18 protein-coding genes are annotated in these 19,582 nt (G+C 38.8%); 11 read left to right on the top strand and 7 right to left on the bottom strand.

Features of this window, described 5'->3' with window-relative positions:
* Nucleotides 1–23 precede the first annotated feature (23 nt).
* The 3 genes from mobC to BLV62_RS25370 all read left to right on the top strand — a co-directional run bounded on the left by mobC (nucleotide 24) and on the right by BLV62_RS25370 (nucleotide 4,536).
* Nucleotides 24–2,006, top strand: a complete 1,983-nt coding sequence (gene mobC / locus BLV62_RS25380; RefSeq protein ID WP_089765504.1) for a conjugal transfer protein MobC — start codon at nucleotides 24–26, stop codon at nucleotides 2,004–2,006.
* A 301-nt stretch (nucleotides 2,007–2,307) separates the two neighbouring features.
* A complete protein-coding gene (locus tag BLV62_RS25375) occupies nucleotides 2,308–3,504 on the top strand; it encodes a hypothetical protein (protein ID WP_089765502.1) in 1,197 nt (398 codons plus the stop codon).
* 201 nt (nucleotides 3,505–3,705) lie between these two features.
* The gene (locus tag BLV62_RS25370; protein WP_089765500.1) at nucleotides 3,706–4,536 is read left to right on the top strand and encodes an RteC domain-containing protein; all 831 of its coding nucleotides are present in this window, start codon (nucleotides 3,706–3,708) and stop codon (nucleotides 4,534–4,536) included.
* Between the two features lie 375 nt (nucleotides 4,537–4,911).
* On the opposite strand, the gene BLV62_RS25365 is transcribed toward BLV62_RS25370, so the two are convergent.
* From BLV62_RS25365 to BLV62_RS25340, 5 genes are all read right to left on the bottom strand, one after another.
* The gene (locus BLV62_RS25365; RefSeq protein ID WP_089765498.1) at nucleotides 4,912–5,466 is read right to left on the bottom strand and encodes a hypothetical protein; all 555 of its coding nucleotides are present in this window, start codon (nucleotides 5,464–5,466) and stop codon (nucleotides 4,912–4,914) included.
* 669 nt (nucleotides 5,467–6,135) lie between these two features.
* On the bottom strand, nucleotides 6,136–6,909 hold the full coding sequence (locus BLV62_RS25355; protein ID WP_168927996.1) for a PHP domain-containing protein: 774 nt from the start codon (nucleotides 6,907–6,909) through the stop codon (nucleotides 6,136–6,138).
* Nucleotides 6,910–6,923: 14 nt separating this feature from the next.
* On the bottom strand, nucleotides 6,924–8,417 hold the full coding sequence (locus BLV62_RS25350; RefSeq protein WP_089765492.1) for a Y-family DNA polymerase: 1,494 nt from the start codon (nucleotides 8,415–8,417) through the stop codon (nucleotides 6,924–6,926).
* Between the two features lie 2 nt (nucleotides 8,418–8,419).
* Entirely contained in the window at nucleotides 8,420–9,151 is a 732-nt protein-coding gene (locus BLV62_RS25345; RefSeq protein WP_089765490.1) for an ImuA family protein, read from the bottom strand.
* A gap of 266 nt (nucleotides 9,152–9,417) precedes the next feature.
* Entirely contained in the window at nucleotides 9,418–11,487 is a 2,070-nt protein-coding gene (locus BLV62_RS25340) for a discoidin/SUN/FTP domain-containing protein (RefSeq protein ID WP_089765488.1), read from the bottom strand.
* Nucleotides 11,488–11,924: 437 nt separating this feature from the next.
* On the opposite strand from BLV62_RS25340, the gene BLV62_RS25335 reads away from it, so the two are divergent.
* The 3 genes from BLV62_RS25335 (at nucleotide 11,925) to BLV62_RS25325 (ending at nucleotide 15,669) form a co-directional block, all read left to right on the top strand.
* Nucleotides 11,925–12,554 carry a hypothetical protein gene (locus tag BLV62_RS25335; RefSeq protein ID WP_089765485.1) on the top strand — a complete coding sequence of 210 codons (630 nt, stop codon included), beginning with the start codon at nucleotides 11,925–11,927 and terminating at the stop codon, nucleotides 12,552–12,554.
* A 108-nt stretch (nucleotides 12,555–12,662) separates the two neighbouring features.
* Nucleotides 12,663–13,646: an alpha/beta hydrolase gene (locus tag BLV62_RS25330; protein WP_089765483.1), complete on the top strand. Its 984-nt coding sequence runs from the start codon at nucleotides 12,663–12,665 to the stop codon at nucleotides 13,644–13,646.
* A gap of 307 nt (nucleotides 13,647–13,953) precedes the next feature.
* Nucleotides 13,954–15,669 carry an O-antigen ligase family protein gene (locus BLV62_RS25325; protein ID WP_168927997.1) on the top strand — a complete coding sequence of 572 codons (1,716 nt, stop codon included), beginning with the start codon at nucleotides 13,954–13,956 and terminating at the stop codon, nucleotides 15,667–15,669.
* A gap of 13 nt (nucleotides 15,670–15,682) precedes the next feature.
* Here the strand turns inward: BLV62_RS25325 and BLV62_RS29050 are convergent, their stop codons facing one another.
* Nucleotides 15,683–16,015: an SdpI family protein gene (locus tag BLV62_RS29050; protein WP_089765479.1), complete on the bottom strand. Its 333-nt coding sequence runs from the start codon at nucleotides 16,013–16,015 to the stop codon at nucleotides 15,683–15,685.
* Nucleotides 16,016–16,109: 94 nt separating this feature from the next.
* Here BLV62_RS29050 and BLV62_RS25315 point away from each other — a divergent pair, with 94 nt between their 5' ends.
* From BLV62_RS25315 to BLV62_RS25305, 4 genes are all read left to right on the top strand, one after another.
* On the top strand, nucleotides 16,110–16,721 hold the full coding sequence (locus tag BLV62_RS25315) for a hypothetical protein (RefSeq protein WP_089765477.1): 612 nt from the start codon (nucleotides 16,110–16,112) through the stop codon (nucleotides 16,719–16,721).
* 42 nt (nucleotides 16,722–16,763) lie between these two features.
* On the top strand, nucleotides 16,764–16,931 hold the full coding sequence (locus tag BLV62_RS28435) for a hypothetical protein (protein WP_168927998.1): 168 nt from the start codon (nucleotides 16,764–16,766) through the stop codon (nucleotides 16,929–16,931).
* Between the two features lie 92 nt (nucleotides 16,932–17,023).
* Nucleotides 17,024–17,584 (top strand): SdpA family antimicrobial peptide system protein, encoded by a 561-nt coding sequence (locus BLV62_RS25310; RefSeq protein ID WP_089765475.1) that lies wholly within the window; start codon nucleotides 17,024–17,026, stop codon nucleotides 17,582–17,584.
* Nucleotides 17,556–18,509, top strand: a complete 954-nt coding sequence (locus BLV62_RS25305) for a sporulation-delaying protein SdpB family protein (protein ID WP_089765473.1) — start codon at nucleotides 17,556–17,558, stop codon at nucleotides 18,507–18,509. The genes BLV62_RS25310 and BLV62_RS25305 overlap by 29 nt, the downstream gene beginning before the upstream one ends.
* A 249-nt stretch (nucleotides 18,510–18,758) precedes the next feature.
* Here BLV62_RS25305 and BLV62_RS29045 read toward each other — a convergent pair whose 3' ends face one another.
* The gene (locus tag BLV62_RS29045; RefSeq protein WP_089765470.1) at nucleotides 18,759–19,106 is read right to left on the bottom strand and encodes a LytR/AlgR family response regulator transcription factor; all 348 of its coding nucleotides are present in this window, start codon (nucleotides 19,104–19,106) and stop codon (nucleotides 18,759–18,761) included.
* 242 nt (nucleotides 19,107–19,348) lie between these two features.
* Between BLV62_RS29045 and BLV62_RS25295 the strand changes: the two genes are divergently transcribed.
* Nucleotides 19,349–19,582: transposase (locus tag BLV62_RS25295; protein ID WP_139170394.1), on the top strand; the 234-nt coding region annotated here is incomplete at its 3' end.

Below are 19,582 nucleotides of genomic sequence, written 5' to 3'. Positions count from 1 at the left end.
CTAACATTTTAAACGATTTGTTTATGAATGGAAGTGATGAGGAGCGCGGGCTTCATAAAATCATGGATTTTATGCGAAAGGGCAGCCTGATACTGTTGCTTTTGCACTTTTATGTGTTTTGTTATCGCACTTGGGAACACCTGGGCTTTGCTCATGAATTCGCCCGGCGTTTACTTATAACCTTTGCAAGGACCGGTCTTTTCAACAACCTGTACATCACAAAAATCAGCGCCCTTGTGTTGCTACTGCTCTCCCTGGTCGGCATCAAAGGGAAAAAAGATGAGAAGATAAAAAAAGGGGAGATCGTCAGCTATATGCTGGCCGGATCGGCATTGTACTATGTGAGCGTATATGTTTTTTATGCGCCCATGAACATAATTGCTGTAGGCATTGGCTACACCACTTTGTGCAGCCTTGGATATCTTTTTATTATGGCAGGAGGCACCCGCCTGAGCAGGTTGATCAAGCTAAAGTTAACCAAAGACATCTTCAACACCTTAAATGAAACGTTCCCGCAAACGGAACAAAAAATAGAGAATGAATACAGCATCAATCTGCCTGCCCGCTACAATTTAAAAGGTAAAGTAAGATCGAGTTGGATCAATATAATAAATCCCTTCAGAGGCGTATTAGTGGTAGGGTCCGCTGGCGCGGGAAAGACCTTCTTTGTTATCCGTCATGTGATAGAACAGCATATCCGCAAGGGTTTTGCCTGTTTTATATACGATTTCAAATATCCAGACCTATCAAAAATCGCCTATAATTTCTATCTCAAACATAGGCATAATTATAAGGTTCCACCCACATTTTATGTTATAAACTTCGATAAGCCTATTCACCGTTGCAATCCGCTGGATCCCAAATCGATGACCGACATAACAGACGCCATTGAGGCTTCCCGCACCATCCTCTTAGGGCTTAATAGAGAGTTTATAAAACGGCAGGGTGAGTTCTTTGTGGAGTCACCAATAAATTTTGTCTCTGGCGCCATTTGGTTTCTAAGAAAATATCAGGACGGAAAATATTGTACGCTGGCCCATGCAATTGAGTTAATTCAAATCGACTATGACCGTCTTTTCCCAGTACTGGGCGCCCAAAAAGAAATAGAGGTACTTATAAACCCATTTACCTCTGCCTATATTAATGGTGCCGCTGAACAACTCGAAGGCCAGATTGCCAGCGCTAAGATAGCCCTGGCACGTCTTTCCTCTCCGCTGTTGTATTGGGTGCTAACGGGAGATGATTTCTCGCTCGACATTAACGACCCGGAACACCCTAAGATCGTCTGTGTAGCCAATAATCCCGAAAAATCACTCACCTATGGTGCTGTCATTTCTTTATACGTATTCCGCTTGCTGCGGGTGATGCTGAAAAAAGACAGACTTAAAAGTTCCATTATCATCGATGAGCTGCCGTCGATATTCCTCAATGGCATCGAGCAATTTTTGGCCGTGGCACGTGGATATAAGGCAGCAACAGTCATGGCGGTACAGGACTTCTCGCAGCTGCGGCGCGATTACGGTAGAGAACATGCGGACGTAATTATAAACGTTGTAGGAAATATATTAAGCGGCCAAACCACCGGGGATACTGCCAAGCAGATATCAGAAAGGCTTGGTAGAATCGTCCAGGAAAGAGAAAGTATTTCGATAAACCGGAATGATACCTCCAGCAGCCGTTCTACACAACTGGATGCGGCAGTACCAGCGTCCAGGATTGCGACCCTTAGCAGCGGAGAGTTTGTCGGCGTAGTCAGTGATAACCCTGACCAGAGAATTGAATTTAAAGCCATTCATGCTCAAATTGTTAACGATTTAGAGGCAATAAAAAAGGAAGAGTCGCAGTATGTTGATATAAATAATGGCAACCCGGTGACCGACGAAGAGATCCACCGTAATTATTTGAAAGTCAAAGACGACGTGGCGTTAATTATTCAATCTGAGATGACCAGGATTGAAGGAGATCCTAGTCTGCAACACCTGCTGATCGTTAAGGAGGGACAATGAACTTGCAACTGGCAGTGTTGCGTTTAATAGAAGCTGTCACTCAGATTCGATTTTCGCCAAAACGTATACGATTATAGACAATATCCGTACATATATAGATTTTTGATAATTGGAACCTTGCCCTTACTGTTTATTTGCAACAGGAATTTTCAAATTGCTTTTGTGGCGAAATGGTTTATACCTCCACTAGTATTTCGTAACTTATAACGCCAATATCCAGTTGATAGTAAGTTGCGTTCAATTAATGGAAGACCATCTGCCACCGTGATTTCAATCTGTTAACCGTATAAAACTTTATCACATGGTAAATGAATTAAAAACCATTGCGGAGAACGTAAAAAGTGAATTTTTTCCGTTGACACTCGAAAAAGAGAAGCCATCATCATCACGTATCGCCGAATGGCGCCAGCTAGTAGCTTCAGAGAGGAAACGTATTTTAGAAAGTCTATTGAGCAATGTAACACAACTAAGTGACAAAGATGGCTGCAGATATTTACAAAACAACGAGAAAAACACGATCATTCTGGCAGAACAAATACATGACTTTCAGATAGCACATGAACACGATATGGAGCCGGAATTGACAGACTTTTACGAGTTTGTCTGCCATGAGTTAGATTTCATATTGGAAGATATGGAGCGTTTTTACCCGTGCTATTTTGACTATGACATCCCTATTCCATATACGCTGGCATTGAAGAAAAGGGATGCTCTTTTTGACTCATATCGCGGCATCAATGAACTGGTGTGTTATGCAGACAAAGACGCGGTGTTATGGGATATTATTTTAAAACCAATTGCCCACTATTTAAATGATTTTCAGCGACCTATTACCTTTCACACCATTAACTATTACCATCTATTATTAAGGGCATTGTCCCGGTTGGACGCGAGCGATACGCTGCCAGAGGCAGAAAGCAGGATACACGACGTGTTAATTGCTTATAATTTTAATGACCCCGACTACATCAGGCATTTTACACGGCTGATTTCCTCGGTGGCAGGCATATTCACAAAGGTTAAGGACCGTCTTGAGAAATTATATTGGTTTAGAAAGGAAGTAAGGCAACATCCCATAAAAACCGAAATGCTTTTGCTGCCGGACAGGCCATCGCCCGCCGATCTTCTCACCACCTGGCTGGATGAAGAGATCCGCTACTGGGAGGCCAGGAAAGACTTTAGCCTGCCTGTCGCCGTTCCCGGTGAAGGATACCTGGAGTCAGCCAGAAAAATCCGCCTGGTAATGTCTGTCGCTGAACTTGGGGCTGTAATAAGGCTACTGCATAAACTGGGCGCCATCAAAGACAGTAATTTCATGGACGTCCTCCGAGTTGTCGCCGAAAGCTGCACTACTACCGGTGCTGAGGAAATTTCGGTAAAAAGTCTACATGCAAAGGCATACCGGACAAAGAACGATCCCATTGCCGCAAGAAGTCTGCGGAAAATGCTTTTACGCTGGGCTGACTTTCTTAACAGTGAGCAGCCGGTTAGCAAATAACTACGAGGTAGCACCACCATTTATCATTACATAACCTATCTCTATCGGGGTAGTACAACCTCTTGTAACCCGTATGGAGATACGTTGGGTTGATTATTTGCCGAAATTTACGGCCAGCACCACAGTGGCCAGCATGTGTAGCGGACGAGAAGAACTGTAACCAACCAACCCAAACCAGAACACCTTCATAAAAAAAATACCATGCGACAATTTTCTGATGACTTGTATGACCGCATGCAGGACAAACTGCGGGAGGTATCTGCTGATCAGACCAGATCACCATTACGCCGGGCAAAGGATAACGTAGCAATCGTCATGTCTGCGATTGTGGAGTTAAAGGAATTTATTTTATCCTATAAGTTTTCCGATCAAAAGGAGGAGATATCTTTCTTTAAGGAGGTGCAACCCGAATTCTATAGCCTTCTTATCTACTATATCCGCATAGTAACCATTGAATCGAGGATACCGGTTGGCACCAAGCAGCAACGTTGCGACTTTTTAGAAAAGGAGCTTAAGCAAATGGACGCCTTCTTTGAACAGAATACAGACATATATAAGTACTACCGGATGGAAGACACCTCAATGGACACGATATACTTTACTCGAAATAACAAAAGTGAACAGCTTCCCACCGAAGATGCCTACCTTTTATATGACAGCCGCTTCTGTACGGAGATGGGCTATAAAGTCGCCAGGATCAAAGCCAACGAACTACTCCGGCCCTACCTGGAAGAAAGAATCGATGAACAGGAGCCTGGGCATAAAAGTATGCCGCGACCCTTAACCTGGAGGTTAAAGAAAGTCCACCTGGCAGAGTTAATATTTTTGTTACATGCTTATGGAGCATTCGGTAACTTGAAAATTAAAGCCATTGTAGAGGTTATCTCGGTGATGTGGAATTGTCCCATCTCCAATATTTATAAAATAATTGAGGAGATGCGTATTCGTAAAAAAGAACGCTTTCCTTTTACCAAGAGAATGTTAACGGCCGCAGAACAGAAAATGGATGAAGAGGACTTAAGGGCAAGGTAGTTAGCTACGAGAGAGAAAGATTTGGTTTGTTTTCTACGTCCAGCTGTATGTGTACTTAATAGCTAGTTGGATCGCGATATGAATCTTGTGGGGCTGAATCGCTTTCAAGACATCCCAAAGCAGCTCAATGGTCTTTAACTGCTGTGCCTTACTCTCGTTATAAAGATGTTGGTAGCTGTCTCCAGGAACAGTTTCCATTTACATGCTACCTGCACTACGTTTTATCGGTCTTCTACTCTCTGCATAGACACTCCAATTATTCAATTGGGTAGACTGTAACAAATCTCCACCAGGATCTTTAACAAATTAAGGCTGACCAATTGTAATGGTCAGCCGGTACTGGCGGTTTGGGGAAACTGTGATACCAGGGTTGTATTAACAGTGGCTTAGATGTAAAAATTCATCTTTTGAGATAGCGTACAGACTTAAGATTTTCGCGGGTTTACTTACTTTGATTTTCTTGAATCCCACGGCAGCCAGCGTCTTTTCCAGGAAGGTTTCTCGCTTATAGATAGGCATAAGCATTCTTCCTATCCCTTCGGTCTCCAGGAGCAGGTATTTAAGGCATACCGCCAATCCCAGTTGCATTAATACGTTGTCGCCGGTGGCCGGGAAGAAGAATGCACATAGATGATCGTCCGCTGCACACTGGAACGCAGTACTTAGCGGGTCCGTGTTGGCGAGCCGCAAATCGATTTCAAAAATAGGCATGCCATATTCTGTTTCCACAATAAATGCCTGGGCGATATCTGACTCCTCAATGCTTTTAAAAACCTTCATAATTTCTTCAAGGGTGCGAATGCCCTGCCAGGCTTGGCTGCCAAACGTGTGATACCCCCACTGGTAAATTAGCTGAGCGTCTTTAGGAAGCACAAACGGTCTTACTGTAATTGCGGAGGCATCCACCTTTGAAAAAGGCAATTTTTTCATTATTCATAGTTTAGGTTTTTAAACAAGTTAACTGTTCTCATAAGGCGCGAAGCGGGGCAGGAACCAATTATACAAATAAGAAAAGATAGTCCGAGTTACCTATATTTTTTTGCCCAAGTATATCTTCTAATGACAAAGCTATAACACAAAGATAGCCTTGTAACCGATTCCATGATACATGTTTTTGACAATTTGGGCACCGAAAGGCATCCGGTAACTTGTGCAACATTTATGTCAAATGAAAAGAATAACTATGAAGAAATATTTGGTTTCCACTTGCTAGTTAGGGTTATACTCACCTTTACTGTATTTGGTAGTTTTATTAAAATTTTAATTTTTTTGGAGTTCAAAAAAAATATGAGATTTGATTTGATCTACTCCCTCCTAAACTGACGGCTATTCAACCAGAATAGCGCATTTCGCGCCCTATAATTTATTGTTGAATGAAAACCTTGTCCGTTATGAACATTAAACTTTGCTCCTCCCGATTGGGTGAATTATCCCGCTTTCCGATCCCGGCCGACAGTACTGAGCCGATGATAATGCCGAGCGCTGAGAAATGCTTTTACTCTGATGCTGTTGACAATTTTAAGTTTATTTTTCAGGAGTTATCAGGAGATATGTACAAAGTCCTTTTTTGTTTTTGTATATCAGACGAAAGGGACACATTCACAGGGAGAACTGACAAGCAGCTGCAATATCAATTGTACTTTGTAACGCCTTTGGATATTGCCTAAAAAGCCTTTCCATCTCTTTTTCGGCCTTCAAGTGGCGTTCTGCATTCGGTAGCAACCGAAATCCTGCATTTTGTATAGTGCATTTTTCCCGTATACAGGTCAGGACATCTTGAAGCTGCCTGCGCTCGGCGGAATGGTAGTGTACATCATTCACGGCGACGATAGGGCAGCCAATTTCATCTGCTAACTCGTTAATTCTATACAGCAGTTGCGTGTCATCACCTAAATAATATCTTGACATGGCAAGATACATACTTCCTGCACTAAACCTTTCAGCATATTCCAATACACATTTTCGGTAGTGCTCCGGTAACGCTCTTTCTTCCAAAGTAGAAGGAGGAACAACAATGAATTTGCATGCCTTAAGACCGTATACATCTTCTTTTCGTAAAAGGCATTTTCCTTTTTCAGTCCTGCGATTACCGGTTGTAAGCAGAGCGCATAAATCTCCGTATCCTTCTAAGTTCTTTGGATAAACAAGTAGACTGACGCCATCGGTTAAATCCAGCCTGCAGCCAATTATAAGCTTTATGCCGGTTTGCTTTGCGGCCGCGTATGCACGTACCATACCGGCCAATGTATTTCTATCTGTAATAGCAATAGCGCTATATCCTAACTTTGCGGCTTCAGTTATAATTTCCCCAGGATGAGATCCACCTACAAGGAACGTATAATTGGTTGTTACCTGTAACTCCACATATTTCATATCACCTCGGGTTTTTAAGGAAGGACTCCATGCAGGAACCATTCCGTTGTATCGCTGCCATAGTGGCCTACGCGGAAGATACAATAGCGCCCAGCATCTGTATCTTCAACCAGATAATAATCCCTATGTTTTCTTTCCTCTATCCACCATTCGCTTTCAATTCGCCTTGGACCAATACTTTTTACAATTGTATGTAAACGAGTATCCCTAGTATCCCTAAAATTCATGGGTGGATAATCCGGGATGGGCGCCGTAACAGTAATTTTAACCGGAGGGGTAAAAATTATTAGTGGGAAATATTGATTTAAAGGCCACGTCGTTAATGTTTCATCCAGTGAAACGGCTAGCCTATAGGCTCTCTCCGGCCAGTAATGCTCTGCAGGCAAATATCTTTGTACTTCTATACCCTGACGGCAATTAAGCCTGTCAATTAACTCACTTAACCGCTTATTATCAATAGCCGCAGGCTCCCATAATGGTTGCAAGGCTGGCGACAGTTTTTCAACTTGTGGTGCCTGCAGCACAAATAGTTCAATCCCTAATGCTGGCTCAATGGTGGTTATCTTATTTTCAAAAAGCATAAAAATATGACTGATGCTATTAGAGGGTCGCTGTGTTGAAATCTCCAGCTCTATTACCTTTGAATCAACCCGGTAGCACTTAAATAAACATTTTCGCAACCCGTTATTCTCTTTTACAAGTCGTGAGCATAATTGCTCCAACAGTTTTGAAAGTGCGATTTCGATACCCTTTCGCGTCAGTATAGGCTCCAGGCACGGTAATCTTTCCGTATAAGGAGATATAGTAGTAATGGGAGTAATTATTTCTTCTTCCTCCCCAAATGCCTGTCTTAAGCGGCTTAATACCAAATCCCCAAATCTTCGTTTTATAGAGGAAGGTGAAATAGTTTTTAAATCACCAATTGTTCTTATCCCAAGTTTATTAAAACGTTCCACCGTTTCTATGTCAATCCTTAAGGCATGTAAAGGGAGTGAGTGCAAAGTTTCCCACTGCTGCAATGGCGGTATAATCCTGTTGCCAACAAAGTGACTGACTGCCCATGCCGCGCCAATCGTATCTGCCAACGCAGCAAAAATAGTGTAGCCAAATTCTCTTATTCGAGTAAATAATGCTCTTAAATATTGCCCTTCACCTTTCCACAGGTGAGTACAGCCGGATACATCAAGTAGCAAAATGTCTGGCAGCTCAAAACTAACAGTTGGCGTAAATCTAATACACCACTCAGCAAGGTCCCTTAACAATCGTTCTGGTAGCTGATCATCACTATTCACCACCAAAAGATCATTTACATAGATTCTTGCATCTGCTAAAGGCATGTTTTCTCTGATACCTTTTTGATAGGCAGCCTCGCTAACAGCAGTTACAACTATACGACCATGCTGTTTTTCTGTTAAGACGAAACAAGTACCCTTTAGATCAGGCTGGCGGCGGATCATATAATCGGTTAATAAAAACCTAAACCAGATAACCACATATCTCTTTCCCATTGCTAACTGATTTTTCTTCTATCGATATCGATAATAACTTCACCCGTTTGCGGGATACGGGTAATAAAATGATCTTTGACCCACACCAGATCGAAAACACCAGGCACCCCATTACGAACTTTTTCGACTATAACCCGCCAGCGCGGGTCACCTATACCTGGTAATCCGTCTGCTAATTCACTTCTGAGGGGCTGTATCTTCATCCTCGAGACGCAGGCGGTAGGATTAACAGAATTGGGAGAATGACGCAGTATAAAACCTGTAACCTGACTTTTTTCAACAGCAAGCTGCAGCCGCCTGGAGGTAGTAAAGCTAAGATCCTGAACCTGTCCAGCCACAAATGCCAAGCCGTCAGTTTTTAATGCTTCTTCCAAAGCCCAACATACGTCTAGTTCTCTTTTTGCCTTAACAAAAACAATGCGTTCAGCAGGTACATTAAATTGATTGAGCGCAGGAGGATATATCTCATTTTTTGTTGAAATCCAGATGCCTGGGCCACTTCTTTTCATCAACATCCCTGCAACGGCACATACAAATGCGCTTGCCGCAGATTTTTCGCTATCAATTGTACTAATAATTTCATGTACATTTCCTGTTGGAAATGTACTGTTGGGAAAACAACCATTCATCATACCCAAGTCAACCTTCGCCGCATCGGGCGAAGCTGCCTTAAAACCTTGAAGTAATAACAGCTCTTTCCGCAATTCAACTACTATCTGTTGCTTGCTGTTCATATCGAAATCTCATGGCAAGAATACTAATAATTTTAGTATTAAGATGAAAATATTTTGCTCATTTTTTTAGTAAAATGGTAATCAATGAGTTAAAGAAGCAGTATTGAAAGAGCATTACACCCTGTTTATAACCGCTGATGGAGTAATAAAACGGAACTGAAACCGCTCACAACAGAAACTGCAGGTATAATCAAAATCATTACACAGTTTAATTGAAAATAAAAGAGTAAGCATTCTATTTTTGCCTACTCTTTTTATCGAAGAGGCTACCAAAAGAATTGTTTTCCCCCTAGATAGGTGAAAATCCTGTTCTCAACACCACCTTTTTTATTAATCAGTATTAAAAGCGATTGCTTTGGAACATCATTAAATATTACTGTTTTATCACTGTCGCCTTTTTGTGAATCAATCGATATCCATCTTTTATCCCAATAAAATAATTCATACATATCTCCTGCTACAATCGCATTGTCGTCATTCCGAGGTACAAAGCTGATTCTAGTTACTTTTTTTCTACTCCCAAGATCAAATCCCACGTAAGTCTCCTTATTATTGTCCTGATTTTCAAAATATGAAAGGTTATCTCCGTCCCGTATTTTATCAATTGTTTTGGGGTATCTGCCGGGATTTCCAATTACTTTTCCAGGCAACATTACCTCCTTTCCATTCTCATCTTCCCCGTAGACTTGGATTTCAGAGATAAACATTTTAGGAATACCACTGAATTGATATATTACATAGCGATAGTGATCTTTATTAGGAATTTTAACATCTGTTTGGTAAAACGGAAGACTATCAATTCGGTGCACAGTAATTGTGTCAGATAGATCTGATTTATTTGCCAGTTGAAATCTTCCTCCTATCATAAAGCTTTCCCAAAATTCTACATAGATTCGGAAAGGATACTTCATGCGGAGCTTTACTGATTCTTGTTTTTCCATAGAAACAAATCGCTCAATTGATCCGTCATTCTTTAGGAGAAAAGGGGCGCCGGCAGGTATTATTTGTTTATCCTTGAAATATGCAGGTAGGTAAACAACATTTTTACCCATCTTTTCAAAAGTGCAAAAATTAGAGTTCACTTTTGCCCATGCCACAGGGATCCAGCTAGTATTGTTGAATATACATAGGTATGCGTATTGAGATTTTTGAGGAGCATCATCAAGCTTGATATCAACATTTACACAGTTGAGATATTGGTCTGAAACGTCTTTTATACGATCACTTTTAAAATAATCAGGCATTTCAATGTTGTTTTCATTATTAATAGCAGCAAGACTATTTGATTGTTTCTCAAATGTACGTCTATAAACTTTCGGAACTGTTCTAATGTAATTTCGTACAATAGAATCCGACAATCCTTTAAACTCTGGATAAAGGTCATACGAAGAACCAGAGATTAGATGCTGGGTGTACCTTCGCTCATTTTGGTTAGTAATTAAGGTAGTTATAGTGTCATTTTGGGGGTCTATGATTTTGTACCAATAATGTGATGATGAAACATTTCCCCAGTTGGGAATTTCATCTAAAGCGACAGGTATACCAATTGATCTGAGTGCTGCAATTTTTAACGAGTTAGCTTCAATACATGCACCTATTCTTCCTTTTGTTAAGTTTGAAAAGGTTATGGGTTTTAAATAGGGATAATATTGAAATATTGTTCCATCTTCGGTAAACCAGCTGTCGACGTCTTTTAATACATAATTAGCGGCAATAAAAGGGCTATTTTCTCCCTTTACCGAATCTTTAATGGATTTGTACTGAGTATAAAATTCCTGCCGAGTATTGTAACCGTACGTGTCTGTGCATCTATAAGGCAATATATATTCCAAAAATACTTTGAAATCAACATGCTTACTCCACGGCATAGATTGCCAGGCCAGAAAAGCTAAGTCAATATTTTTAATTAAGAAATCTGCAGATACAGTCGCTGATTCATCAAGATATATTGGTCTACTTTGTTTTTTGTTTGAATCAATAAAAATTCTATTTAGGCTATCGATCACTATTGAGGCGGCGCTAAAATCAATTTTTGACTTTTGATTTAAATAATATTTATTGAGCGCCGTGAAGTAAATCTGAGTATTTTCCATTGAGGTTGAATCCAATGTTTTAAGCCCCTCCAGGTTTTTTAACAGAAATATGGCAGCATCTAGTTTTAGACTGTCCGCAGGATTTTTACTGAAATAGGCTATTACAGTTTCAAGTTCTTTTCTATTGTTGCCTGCGTTGTTAAAAACCGATTCCAGGTCTGATGGTGGAGTGTGTTGACAACATAACAACGGCAGGATAAATGAAATTGCCATCAGAGTATTTAAAAGTTTACTTGTTTTCATCGTTGGACTTTTTGTTTGGGAGAAATATTACTAGATGCGCACAAAATATAGCCAGGTTTATATCTGCCTATAGTTTGCCATTTGGCATAGTGAATTTTAAATAATCATAATGATTGTATAACGCAGAAGGGCATTCTGACTATAAACATAGAGCTTCTTATAGGCACATAAATGGCAGCACATGATAAAAATCAAAAATTAACAATGATTGAAAGTTTAAGAATACCTATCGAATTCCAGATTTCATGCTATGGATTCAGGAAATACGTTTTCTGATGTATGAAATGTCATTCATATTTAGGTAACTTGGATTGATGTCAAGGAGTTGATCTGCTATTATTGGTAATTAAACTTTATGCGCTCTTCAATTGCTAAATTAAAAAAAAGTTGATCATTTACTTGTGAAATAAATATTCCTAATTGTAAAATATAAGACTATGAAAAAGCAATTAATTAAAAAATTGTCAATCTCCTTCGTTGCCCTATTACTTTTTGCAATAGGTGTATACATGTTAATACCAGGTAGGTCTTCACAAACAGAAATATATTCTGGAGAAGAATTGTTCGCTGGCATTCTATTTATGGAAGGAAAAGTTGCTTCTAAGATCACAGCATACAAGGATATTGTTTCTTTGCGTGAAAAACTTAGTCATTCTTCATCTGCAAAACGAACAATAGAGGTAAGTGAGATTATTCAAGATATAAAAGAAAATGACAAGGATTATTTTGAGAAATTTAAAACAGAAGTAACAAGTGGTAATCCGACAAGTATTGACAAAGCGCTGATTGCAGCTACTGAACTAATTAAAGGAAAAAATAAATTTAAACTAATAGCCAAGGGCAACCCAAGTGCTTTAGATAGCCTTGATAACTACGTTTCTAGTTCTATTGTCTTATATGAACCAATAGCTGTGAGCAGTGTGGTTTCAGTAAACAGTGAAGCGTCGTCAACATTGTTAGATGTTTATTTATATGCACCGATTGCTACTGGTTTTTCTGGTGATAACTCTGATCGTCTGAAAAAGGAAATCATCATCAATCAGATTGCATCAGAATTTGTTATATAAAGAAGGGTCCAGCATTAAACATCTGATTTAAATCTTCAGAACTGAATAGCGGCTACAGTCAAGCCACTATTCCCACAAATATTAAATGTGGTGTCAATCTATTATGGTATGAAAAGAGTAGCATCAAGATTCCTCTTCTATTTGTTGTTCTTGTGGGGTATACCCATTATATCAATAGCGCAAATTTCCGCTAATGGATGTTATACGGAACAGGAAGTAGAACTGTCTCTGACCTTAGAAGATCAATTATATGGGACGTTAACCATCCCGGAAACGAATAGTAGAGGAATCGCAGTCGTTATAGTTCCCGGCTCAGGGCCAACAGATCGAGATGGAAACCAATACGGTCTTATATATACGAATGCATATAAATTCATTGCCCATGAACTGGCGAAAGTTGGAATAAGCTGTTTGCGATACGATAAGGCGGGGGTGGGTGCGAGTATTGGACCAAATTATAATGAAAGAAAATTATCTTTTGATTCATACGCTAATAGCCTTCAGCACTGGATTAAACAGTTAAAGGAAGAGAAGGGAATAAGAAAGATAGTACTGATAGGACATAGTGAAGGTACTATACTGGCTATGATTGCTGCCGGAAAGATACATGTGGACGCCTACATCGGTATAGCTGGTCCGGGATCACCTGCAGATTCGGTTCTTCTCCAGCAAATAAAGGAATCGATGCCTGCCAGATATAGTAGTGCAACTTCTATAATAGACAGTATTAAGATGGGAAAAATTGCAACCAATATTCCATCTGAACTGAAGTTGACTTTCAGGCCTTCAATTCAACCTTACCTGCGATCTTTCTTCGAGTATGATCCCTGCCAGCTAATAAAAGGATTAAATTGTCCAATTCTGTTAATTCAAGGTGACAGTGACCTACAGATAAAAACTGAAGAAGCTGTAAGGTTGTCTAAAGCAAATCCTGCGGCAAAATTGGTTTTGATAGAAGGGATGAACCATGTTTTAAAAAATTGCGCAGCAGACCCACAACTTAATTTAAAGTCGTATCATTTACCTCTGTTAACGTTGGATCCGACTTTAATGCCGACAATAACAACTTTTATTGATAACACTCTAAAATAGTCTACTACTTAACAGTATACTATGACATGCTCTTTAAGTATAAGACTTCAAATTGGAAGAGATGTATCTATTGCTAGATGGACGACGATGTGACATTAAGAAATTTGACTGTCTGTTATTTAATTGAAGCGGTGTAAGATTTTAATTTTTGTAGCATTATGGATTGCAATATTGTCCCATACCGTATAAATGACAAATGAGACGTTTTAAGTTTTATATACTGCATTATTTGACCCTTATCCCTGTATTATGTTTGCTCTGCACAACGTTAGTCGGTTATTATGTTGCGGGACATACCATTTTGCGGATGGAGGAAGTGTATTTTCTTGTCACTTCCAGTTTAATTATAGCGGCTTTATTGGTGTTTAATATATGCATCCACAGGGAAGAAAAGGTAATAAGTCTAAACGTGCTTGAAATTTTGATGATAGTTGCTGCATGTTATCTTTTCTTTAAGAAAGATAGCGTGCCTACTATAGGATGGAATGGCGCACTTGTTACATTGTATCAGTTTTTGATTTTATTTTTCTTGCTACCCTCTTTTATTAGAAAGCATTATCTGGAAAGGAATATATGGATTCTTATATTAGTTTTATCGGCCTTTGAGTCTATCCTTGGAATCATTCAATTCGCCGGTATTTTAAACTATAGTAATTCCTCCTTTAAGCTCGGGGGTACTTTTATAAACCCATCTGCTTATGGCTGTTTTCTGTCTATCGTCACCCCAATCCTATTTGCGGGTCTTTTCATCTTGAATCCGTTAGGCGGCAAAAGAACTTCAAAAGTTATATTGTCAATTGTTGCTACAGTATGTGTCGTTGCGTCTATCCTTTCTTTTTCCAGAACTTCCTGGATTGCTATTTTATTGAGTACAATTTTTATTCTTCTCTGTAAATACAGGGAACCGCTATATAAGTTGATAACTGGACATAAAAAAAGGAGAATAGCTATTTATTTAATTGCTGTAGGTAGCGTAACAATCTTTTTGTCATGCTTAACAATGTTTAAGAAAGACTCCACATTAGGTAGATGGTTTATCTACAAACAATCCTTACGGCTTTTGCCTGGAAGATCTTTAACCGGAATAGGATTACATAAATTTGGTAAAGAATATAATCTTTCTCAGGCTGCATATTTTGAGAGTAATAAGGCTACTCCAACAGAGATTATGCTGGCGGATAACATTAACATAGCAACCAGTGATGCTTTACAGGTTGTAGTAGAGTTAGGAATTGTTGGTCTAGTGCTAGTATCGATAGGTATTGGATGCGTCCTACTTTTTGCTATCCGCAATATTGGTCGCGTAGTTGAAGAAAAAAGGGTATATCAGATAGGAGGATGTGGTGCCGTAATTTCTTTTTTGATATGTGTACTATTATCCTACCCAATGCATATTATCTCGGTTATGTCTGTAGGGCTAATTCTATGTTGCATGATAGATTTTTCTGTAAGAAATGCTTGGAGTGGGATTCGACTTGGATCAGATATATCTAGAATTTTGATTGCTTTAGTATGTACATATAGCATTATAATAATAGTGGACCAAGTGAGGCTGTATAAAGTAGAGCGAAAATGGCTCGGATTTCGGGCGCTTGAAGGCGTGGAGGAATACACCAACCTCAAACCTGAATTTGATGCATTGTTGCCGACCTTACAGAATAATTATCTATTTGTGACCGATTATGCAACCATTGCGTATAAATCTGGTGATTACCAGGTAGCGGTTAACTTGTTTAATAAAAGTAACCTGATCTATTCAAATTACCTTGTTTATATGTATTTAGGAGTTTGCTATCAGCGTTTACATCAAAAAGAGAAAGCTTATCATCACTTTCAGATGGCATGCAACATGGTACCTAATAGATTTTTGCCAAAATACTATTTATTCCTCTTTTATGTATCAAACCGCAATTTTGAATCTGCGATGGCTTTAAAAGAAAAAATCAATTCGATGCCTGTGAAAATACCTTCCAGACAGATTGAACTAATAAAAGACGAAGTGAATAATACTGTGTTATTCTGATTTTCAACAGCAGCTATTTTAGTTTTTTCTCGGTTAAAACGATTACTAGAATTGCTGCAATGGCCGAAGATACAACAGTAACGATAGATAGAATTAGCGAGTTATGCAGAAGAAAGATCGAAAGGCCGCCAAGAGTTATCAATATGAATGAAAAGTTTAGTACCAGCTTGCTGGAATAACTATTTGCAATCTTCCAGTTTTCCTCGCTGGACATAGATTTTTTCGTTCTGTACCCATAAACATTATTGATTTTCTTAGGGGGGAATTTTTCCTGTAGTAAAGAAACTACTAAAAATATTATGCCTGGCAATGCAGGCGAGATAATAAGAGCTTTTAATAAGGTCATGGTAGTATCACATATTTAATGCAAGTATAAAATATTTTTAAACTAAAAACTGTTTTTATTATCCTTTTTTTAATTCCATTAATTATTTAAAACTATGAAAAGATTTATTTGGATTCCAGTTGCCATATTAGGCATTGTTTCGGCTATTGTTGGATGTAAGAAGTCGGCAGACCAAGATCTGGCGTCAAGAAAAGACTATACACCGGAAGATATATATCGGGGAATAATTCTTGGCGACGGAGAAGTCGCAACGCAAATTCCTGAGTTGTCAAAAAATAAGAGTGTAGTTGGCACAATATCAGAAGAGCAAAAAAAGAAAAATGCCCAGGCTGAAGATCAGATTATCTCCTTTGTTAACAGCAACTTTCCAGGGTTTTTGCAAGAGTTTAAAACAGAAATATTAAGTCGGGATGCTATAAGAATAGATAACGCGCTTAAGAAGGCATCTGACATTACATTGAAGGCTGTTTTCCTCACGAAAGTGAGCAAATTTGCAAAAAATGAAACAGAAGGAAAGAAGATTATTTATGCGGCGCTTCAAAAAAATCCTTTGAAGTTCAACACACTAATGCATGATTTGCGAAACAAAAGGATTCAAGATAAGTCCGAAATAGAGCGTCGTGTTACTGAGATATTTGACCTGCATTCATCTAATGTGAAGATTTTAGGAAATAATTTTGCGCGGACGGCTGAAGATGACGGTTAGGGCGATGGTGACGGCGATGATTGTTTAGCTATCAATTTGGGTATGGTTATAAACGTAGTGGCAGTGATAAATGGTGCACTTTTAACTAACCTAGCAGTTGCCGTAAATGTTGAAACGATGGTGAATATTGACTTTGAAGTTAGTGATATAACACAGGCCGATGGACTATCAAGAGAAAAATTGGTTGCCTCTATCGCTCAGAATATTTAACGAATCAATTTATAATTACCAGCTTCCTGGAATGGGTGTTCTTATATGCACTGTTCATTCCGGGAAGCATTGTTTATTATCAAAGTAGTATTATGAACGAGGTAAACAGACTTAGAGCAATATTTTTCTTGCTTATCACTTCTTTTGGATTTCTGCTCGTAGTCGTTGCGGTTAGCTCTCTGCCTGGTAGTGCAATTAGTCGCAGTGAGAAAATAAGGCTTAATTGTTTATCGATTTTTCCCCAAGGGTGGGCTTTTTTCACAAGAGATCCACGCGAAGCAAAGACGTTCGTCTATAAGAAGAACAAAGAAGGAAAATGGGAGCAGGTTAATATTCCTGGTGCAAGCATTTGTTTTTTGGGGGGATTAGATAGAAGCGGACGAGCTATCAATACTGAATTGGCAACTATCTATGCTCAAATAAGTGATTCTATGTGGGTAAATAGCGATAAAAAGATAGAGTCATATTTTAAAGATAGCATTATTCCAGCCTTCACCGTTAAAGATAAATGCGTTATTCCGCGTTGTACGGGCGAATTACTTATACAGAAAAAAGTACCGGTTCCCTGGGCATGGGCAAGTCTCTCCCAGGAAGTCATTATGCCTTCTAAAATTGTAAAACTTCATGTTCAAGCTATTTCTGAGAAAAAGTGACAATACAATTGCTGATTTTATCAATACGAATGTTAATACAAATATGTTTGGCCTGGCAAGAAGTATTCTTGCGTCGAGCTTACTTTTGACACTCATATTTAATGAGCCTGATATTCTTTTTCGCCCAGCTGGGGTGTTGTTTAACAATGCCTTAGATCAGGCCAACATTTTATTTTTTAACAACCTTAATTTTTTCTTCCTTTTACCTTATAGCAATATCCAATTAATACGTGTTATTGCCATTTTAATACTTTTGCTAGTTATATCAGGAAGATATATTAAGATTACCTGTTTTCTACACGCATGGTTGGCTGTAAGCTTTATAAATGCTGCTGTTTTGATTGAAGGTGGTGATCAAATTGCAGCTAATATCTCAATTCTTTTAATTCCAATTTGTTTAGTAGATGACAGGAAATCACATTGGGATGTAATGCCAGCTCATATTCGGTTCATACGTGAGAAAAAGTTGATCGCTGCGTTCTTTTATTGGATCATTAGACTACAGGTTGCACTGATATATTTTCATGCAGCTGTAGGCAAGATGTTTATTGAGGATTGGGTAAATGGCACGGCGATTTACTATTGGTTCAATGATCCGACGTTTGGTATGACGCCGGCTCTTAGGTTGTTATTAGATCCAATAATAGCCAATCCTTATTCGGTTGTTTTACTGACTTGGGGTACGATAATATTAGAGATTTTGTTGTTTACTACTCTCGTAATGGATCGCAAGTACTGGAAGCCGTTTTTTGTCGCAGGCATTTTGTTTCATATATCCATTATTTTGGTGCATGGATTATTTTCATTTTTCATAACTATGGCGGCCGCCCTATTTTTCCTTGTTGGTCCTGTATACAAAGATGTTCCTATTAAATTATCACTGTTGTCCATTCGGCGAAAGCGTGATCCAGTTGTTACTGCATAGCCGGTATGAATCAAGTTTGATAGAAACAGTGTGACATCTTCCATCAGGTCCTTTAATAGAGGAAGCAAAGTACAAAGTTGAAAACCATACAAATGGAGTCAGGAATGCAACAACAGATGCTAGTATTGGTTAACCCAGGGAGATGAGTAATTCCTGGGTCAACCAATATTAGCAACCAGTTTGATTCAATGCTTATCGTGCGCTTAGAAATTGCCCGAGTTTTGGGTTTGATTCTTAAGGGCAGGCGAATTAATCAGTTAAAGACAAGCTATTGGCTGACATTAATCCGAACAATTCCTTAATTGTTAAGGTATATGGAATCGATTGTTCATTTGATAGTACCAACTCTCTAGTTTTTTTATTAATAAAACTTACATAGCTTTTATTAACTAAATAAGATTGACTAACCCGAATAAACATGGGTGAACACAATTGTTCTTTTGCGATTTTGGTCAAGGACTTTACAGCTATTAGTTTTTTCCCGTTTGCAAGGTGAATAAAGGTACAGGAGTTGTCCGATTTGCAGTAAATGATTTCTTCTGGGTCTACAAAGTGAATACAGCTTTGTTGAGAAATAATGATCTTTTTGCTCAGCATAAAAGTGGGTTGTTAATAGTGATTTGGGATTACTATACAGCTTTAATAATCCCTACAAGAGGAATGATCACTGAAAGTAAACTGACTTTTATACGTGGGTGATAACAAAAATAATAATATTTACATAGGAAACAAATATTTCTTATATATCTACGAACGTTAGTGCAAAGGGCACACAATGGAGTTGCTAACTTAGTCGGCAGATCAAGTTAAGAACAATAAAATATCTTAATTTTGAAATAATGATTAAAGTCCGTAGAAAGTACGATCGCATTTTTAAAGAGCGAGCAGTTGAATTAAGTAAAAACAGGAAGAATCTTTCTGAGCTAGCTCGTGAGTTAGGAATCTCTGCTGCCCAATTATATAAGTGGCGTAAAGAGTCAGAAGAGTTTGGATCAGGAAGTTTCCCGGGGAATGGAAATATGAAGCAAACGCCAGAACAAGAGCGGATTAGTTTCTTGGAGAAAAAACTTAAA

It is taken from the genome of Chitinophaga terrae (ex Kim and Jung 2007) (genome assembly GCF_900107795.1).
Lineage (GTDB): Bacteria > Bacteroidota > Bacteroidia > Chitinophagales > Chitinophagaceae > Chitinophaga > Chitinophaga terrae.
This window is presented reverse-complemented; position numbering and strand designations above follow the sequence as displayed.

What these genes read in the sequence shown, in the direction of transcription:
- BLV62_RS29045 (WP_089765470.1), bottom strand. Translation starts at nt 19,106, where the DNA reads ATGCTGAGCAAAAAGATCATTATTTCTCAACAAAGCTGTATTCACTTT.
- BLV62_RS25315 (WP_089765477.1), top strand. Translation starts at nt 16,110, where the DNA reads ATGAAAAGATTTATTTGGATTCCAGTTGCCATATTAGGCATTGTTTCG.
- BLV62_RS25330 (WP_089765483.1), top strand. Translation starts at nt 12,663, where the DNA reads ATGAAAAGAGTAGCATCAAGATTCCTCTTCTATTTGTTGTTCTTGTGG.
- BLV62_RS25305 (WP_089765473.1), top strand. Translation starts at nt 17,556, where the DNA reads ATGTTCAAGCTATTTCTGAGAAAAAGTGACAATACAATTGCTGATTTT.
- BLV62_RS25345 (WP_089765490.1), bottom strand. Translation starts at nt 9,151, where the DNA reads ATGAACAGCAAGCAACAGATAGTAGTTGAATTGCGGAAAGAGCTGTTA.
- BLV62_RS25340 (WP_089765488.1), bottom strand. Translation starts at nt 11,487, where the DNA reads ATGAAAACAAGTAAACTTTTAAATACTCTGATGGCAATTTCATTTATC.
- BLV62_RS25350 (WP_089765492.1), bottom strand. Translation starts at nt 8,417, where the DNA reads ATGGGAAAGAGATATGTGGTTATCTGGTTTAGGTTTTTATTAACCGAT.
- BLV62_RS25335 (WP_089765485.1), top strand. Translation starts at nt 11,925, where the DNA reads ATGAAAAAGCAATTAATTAAAAAATTGTCAATCTCCTTCGTTGCCCTA.
- BLV62_RS25310 (WP_089765475.1), top strand. Translation starts at nt 17,024, where the DNA reads ATGAACGAGGTAAACAGACTTAGAGCAATATTTTTCTTGCTTATCACT.
- BLV62_RS25370 (WP_089765500.1), top strand. Translation starts at nt 3,706, where the DNA reads ATGCGACAATTTTCTGATGACTTGTATGACCGCATGCAGGACAAACTG.
- BLV62_RS29050 (WP_089765479.1), bottom strand. Translation starts at nt 16,015, where the DNA reads ATGACCTTATTAAAAGCTCTTATTATCTCGCCTGCATTGCCAGGCATA.
- BLV62_RS25375 (WP_089765502.1), top strand. Translation starts at nt 2,308, where the DNA reads ATGGTAAATGAATTAAAAACCATTGCGGAGAACGTAAAAAGTGAATTT.
- BLV62_RS28435 (WP_168927998.1), top strand. Translation starts at nt 16,764, where the DNA reads ATGGTTATAAACGTAGTGGCAGTGATAAATGGTGCACTTTTAACTAAC.
- BLV62_RS25355 (WP_168927996.1), bottom strand. Translation starts at nt 6,909, where the DNA reads ATGAAATATGTGGAGTTACAGGTAACAACCAATTATACGTTCCTTGTA.
- BLV62_RS25365 (WP_089765498.1), bottom strand. Translation starts at nt 5,466, where the DNA reads ATGAAAAAATTGCCTTTTTCAAAGGTGGATGCCTCCGCAATTACAGTA.
- BLV62_RS25325 (WP_168927997.1), top strand. Translation starts at nt 13,954, where the DNA reads ATGGAGGAAGTGTATTTTCTTGTCACTTCCAGTTTAATTATAGCGGCT.
- mobC (WP_089765504.1), top strand. Translation starts at nt 24, where the DNA reads ATGAATGGAAGTGATGAGGAGCGCGGGCTTCATAAAATCATGGATTTT.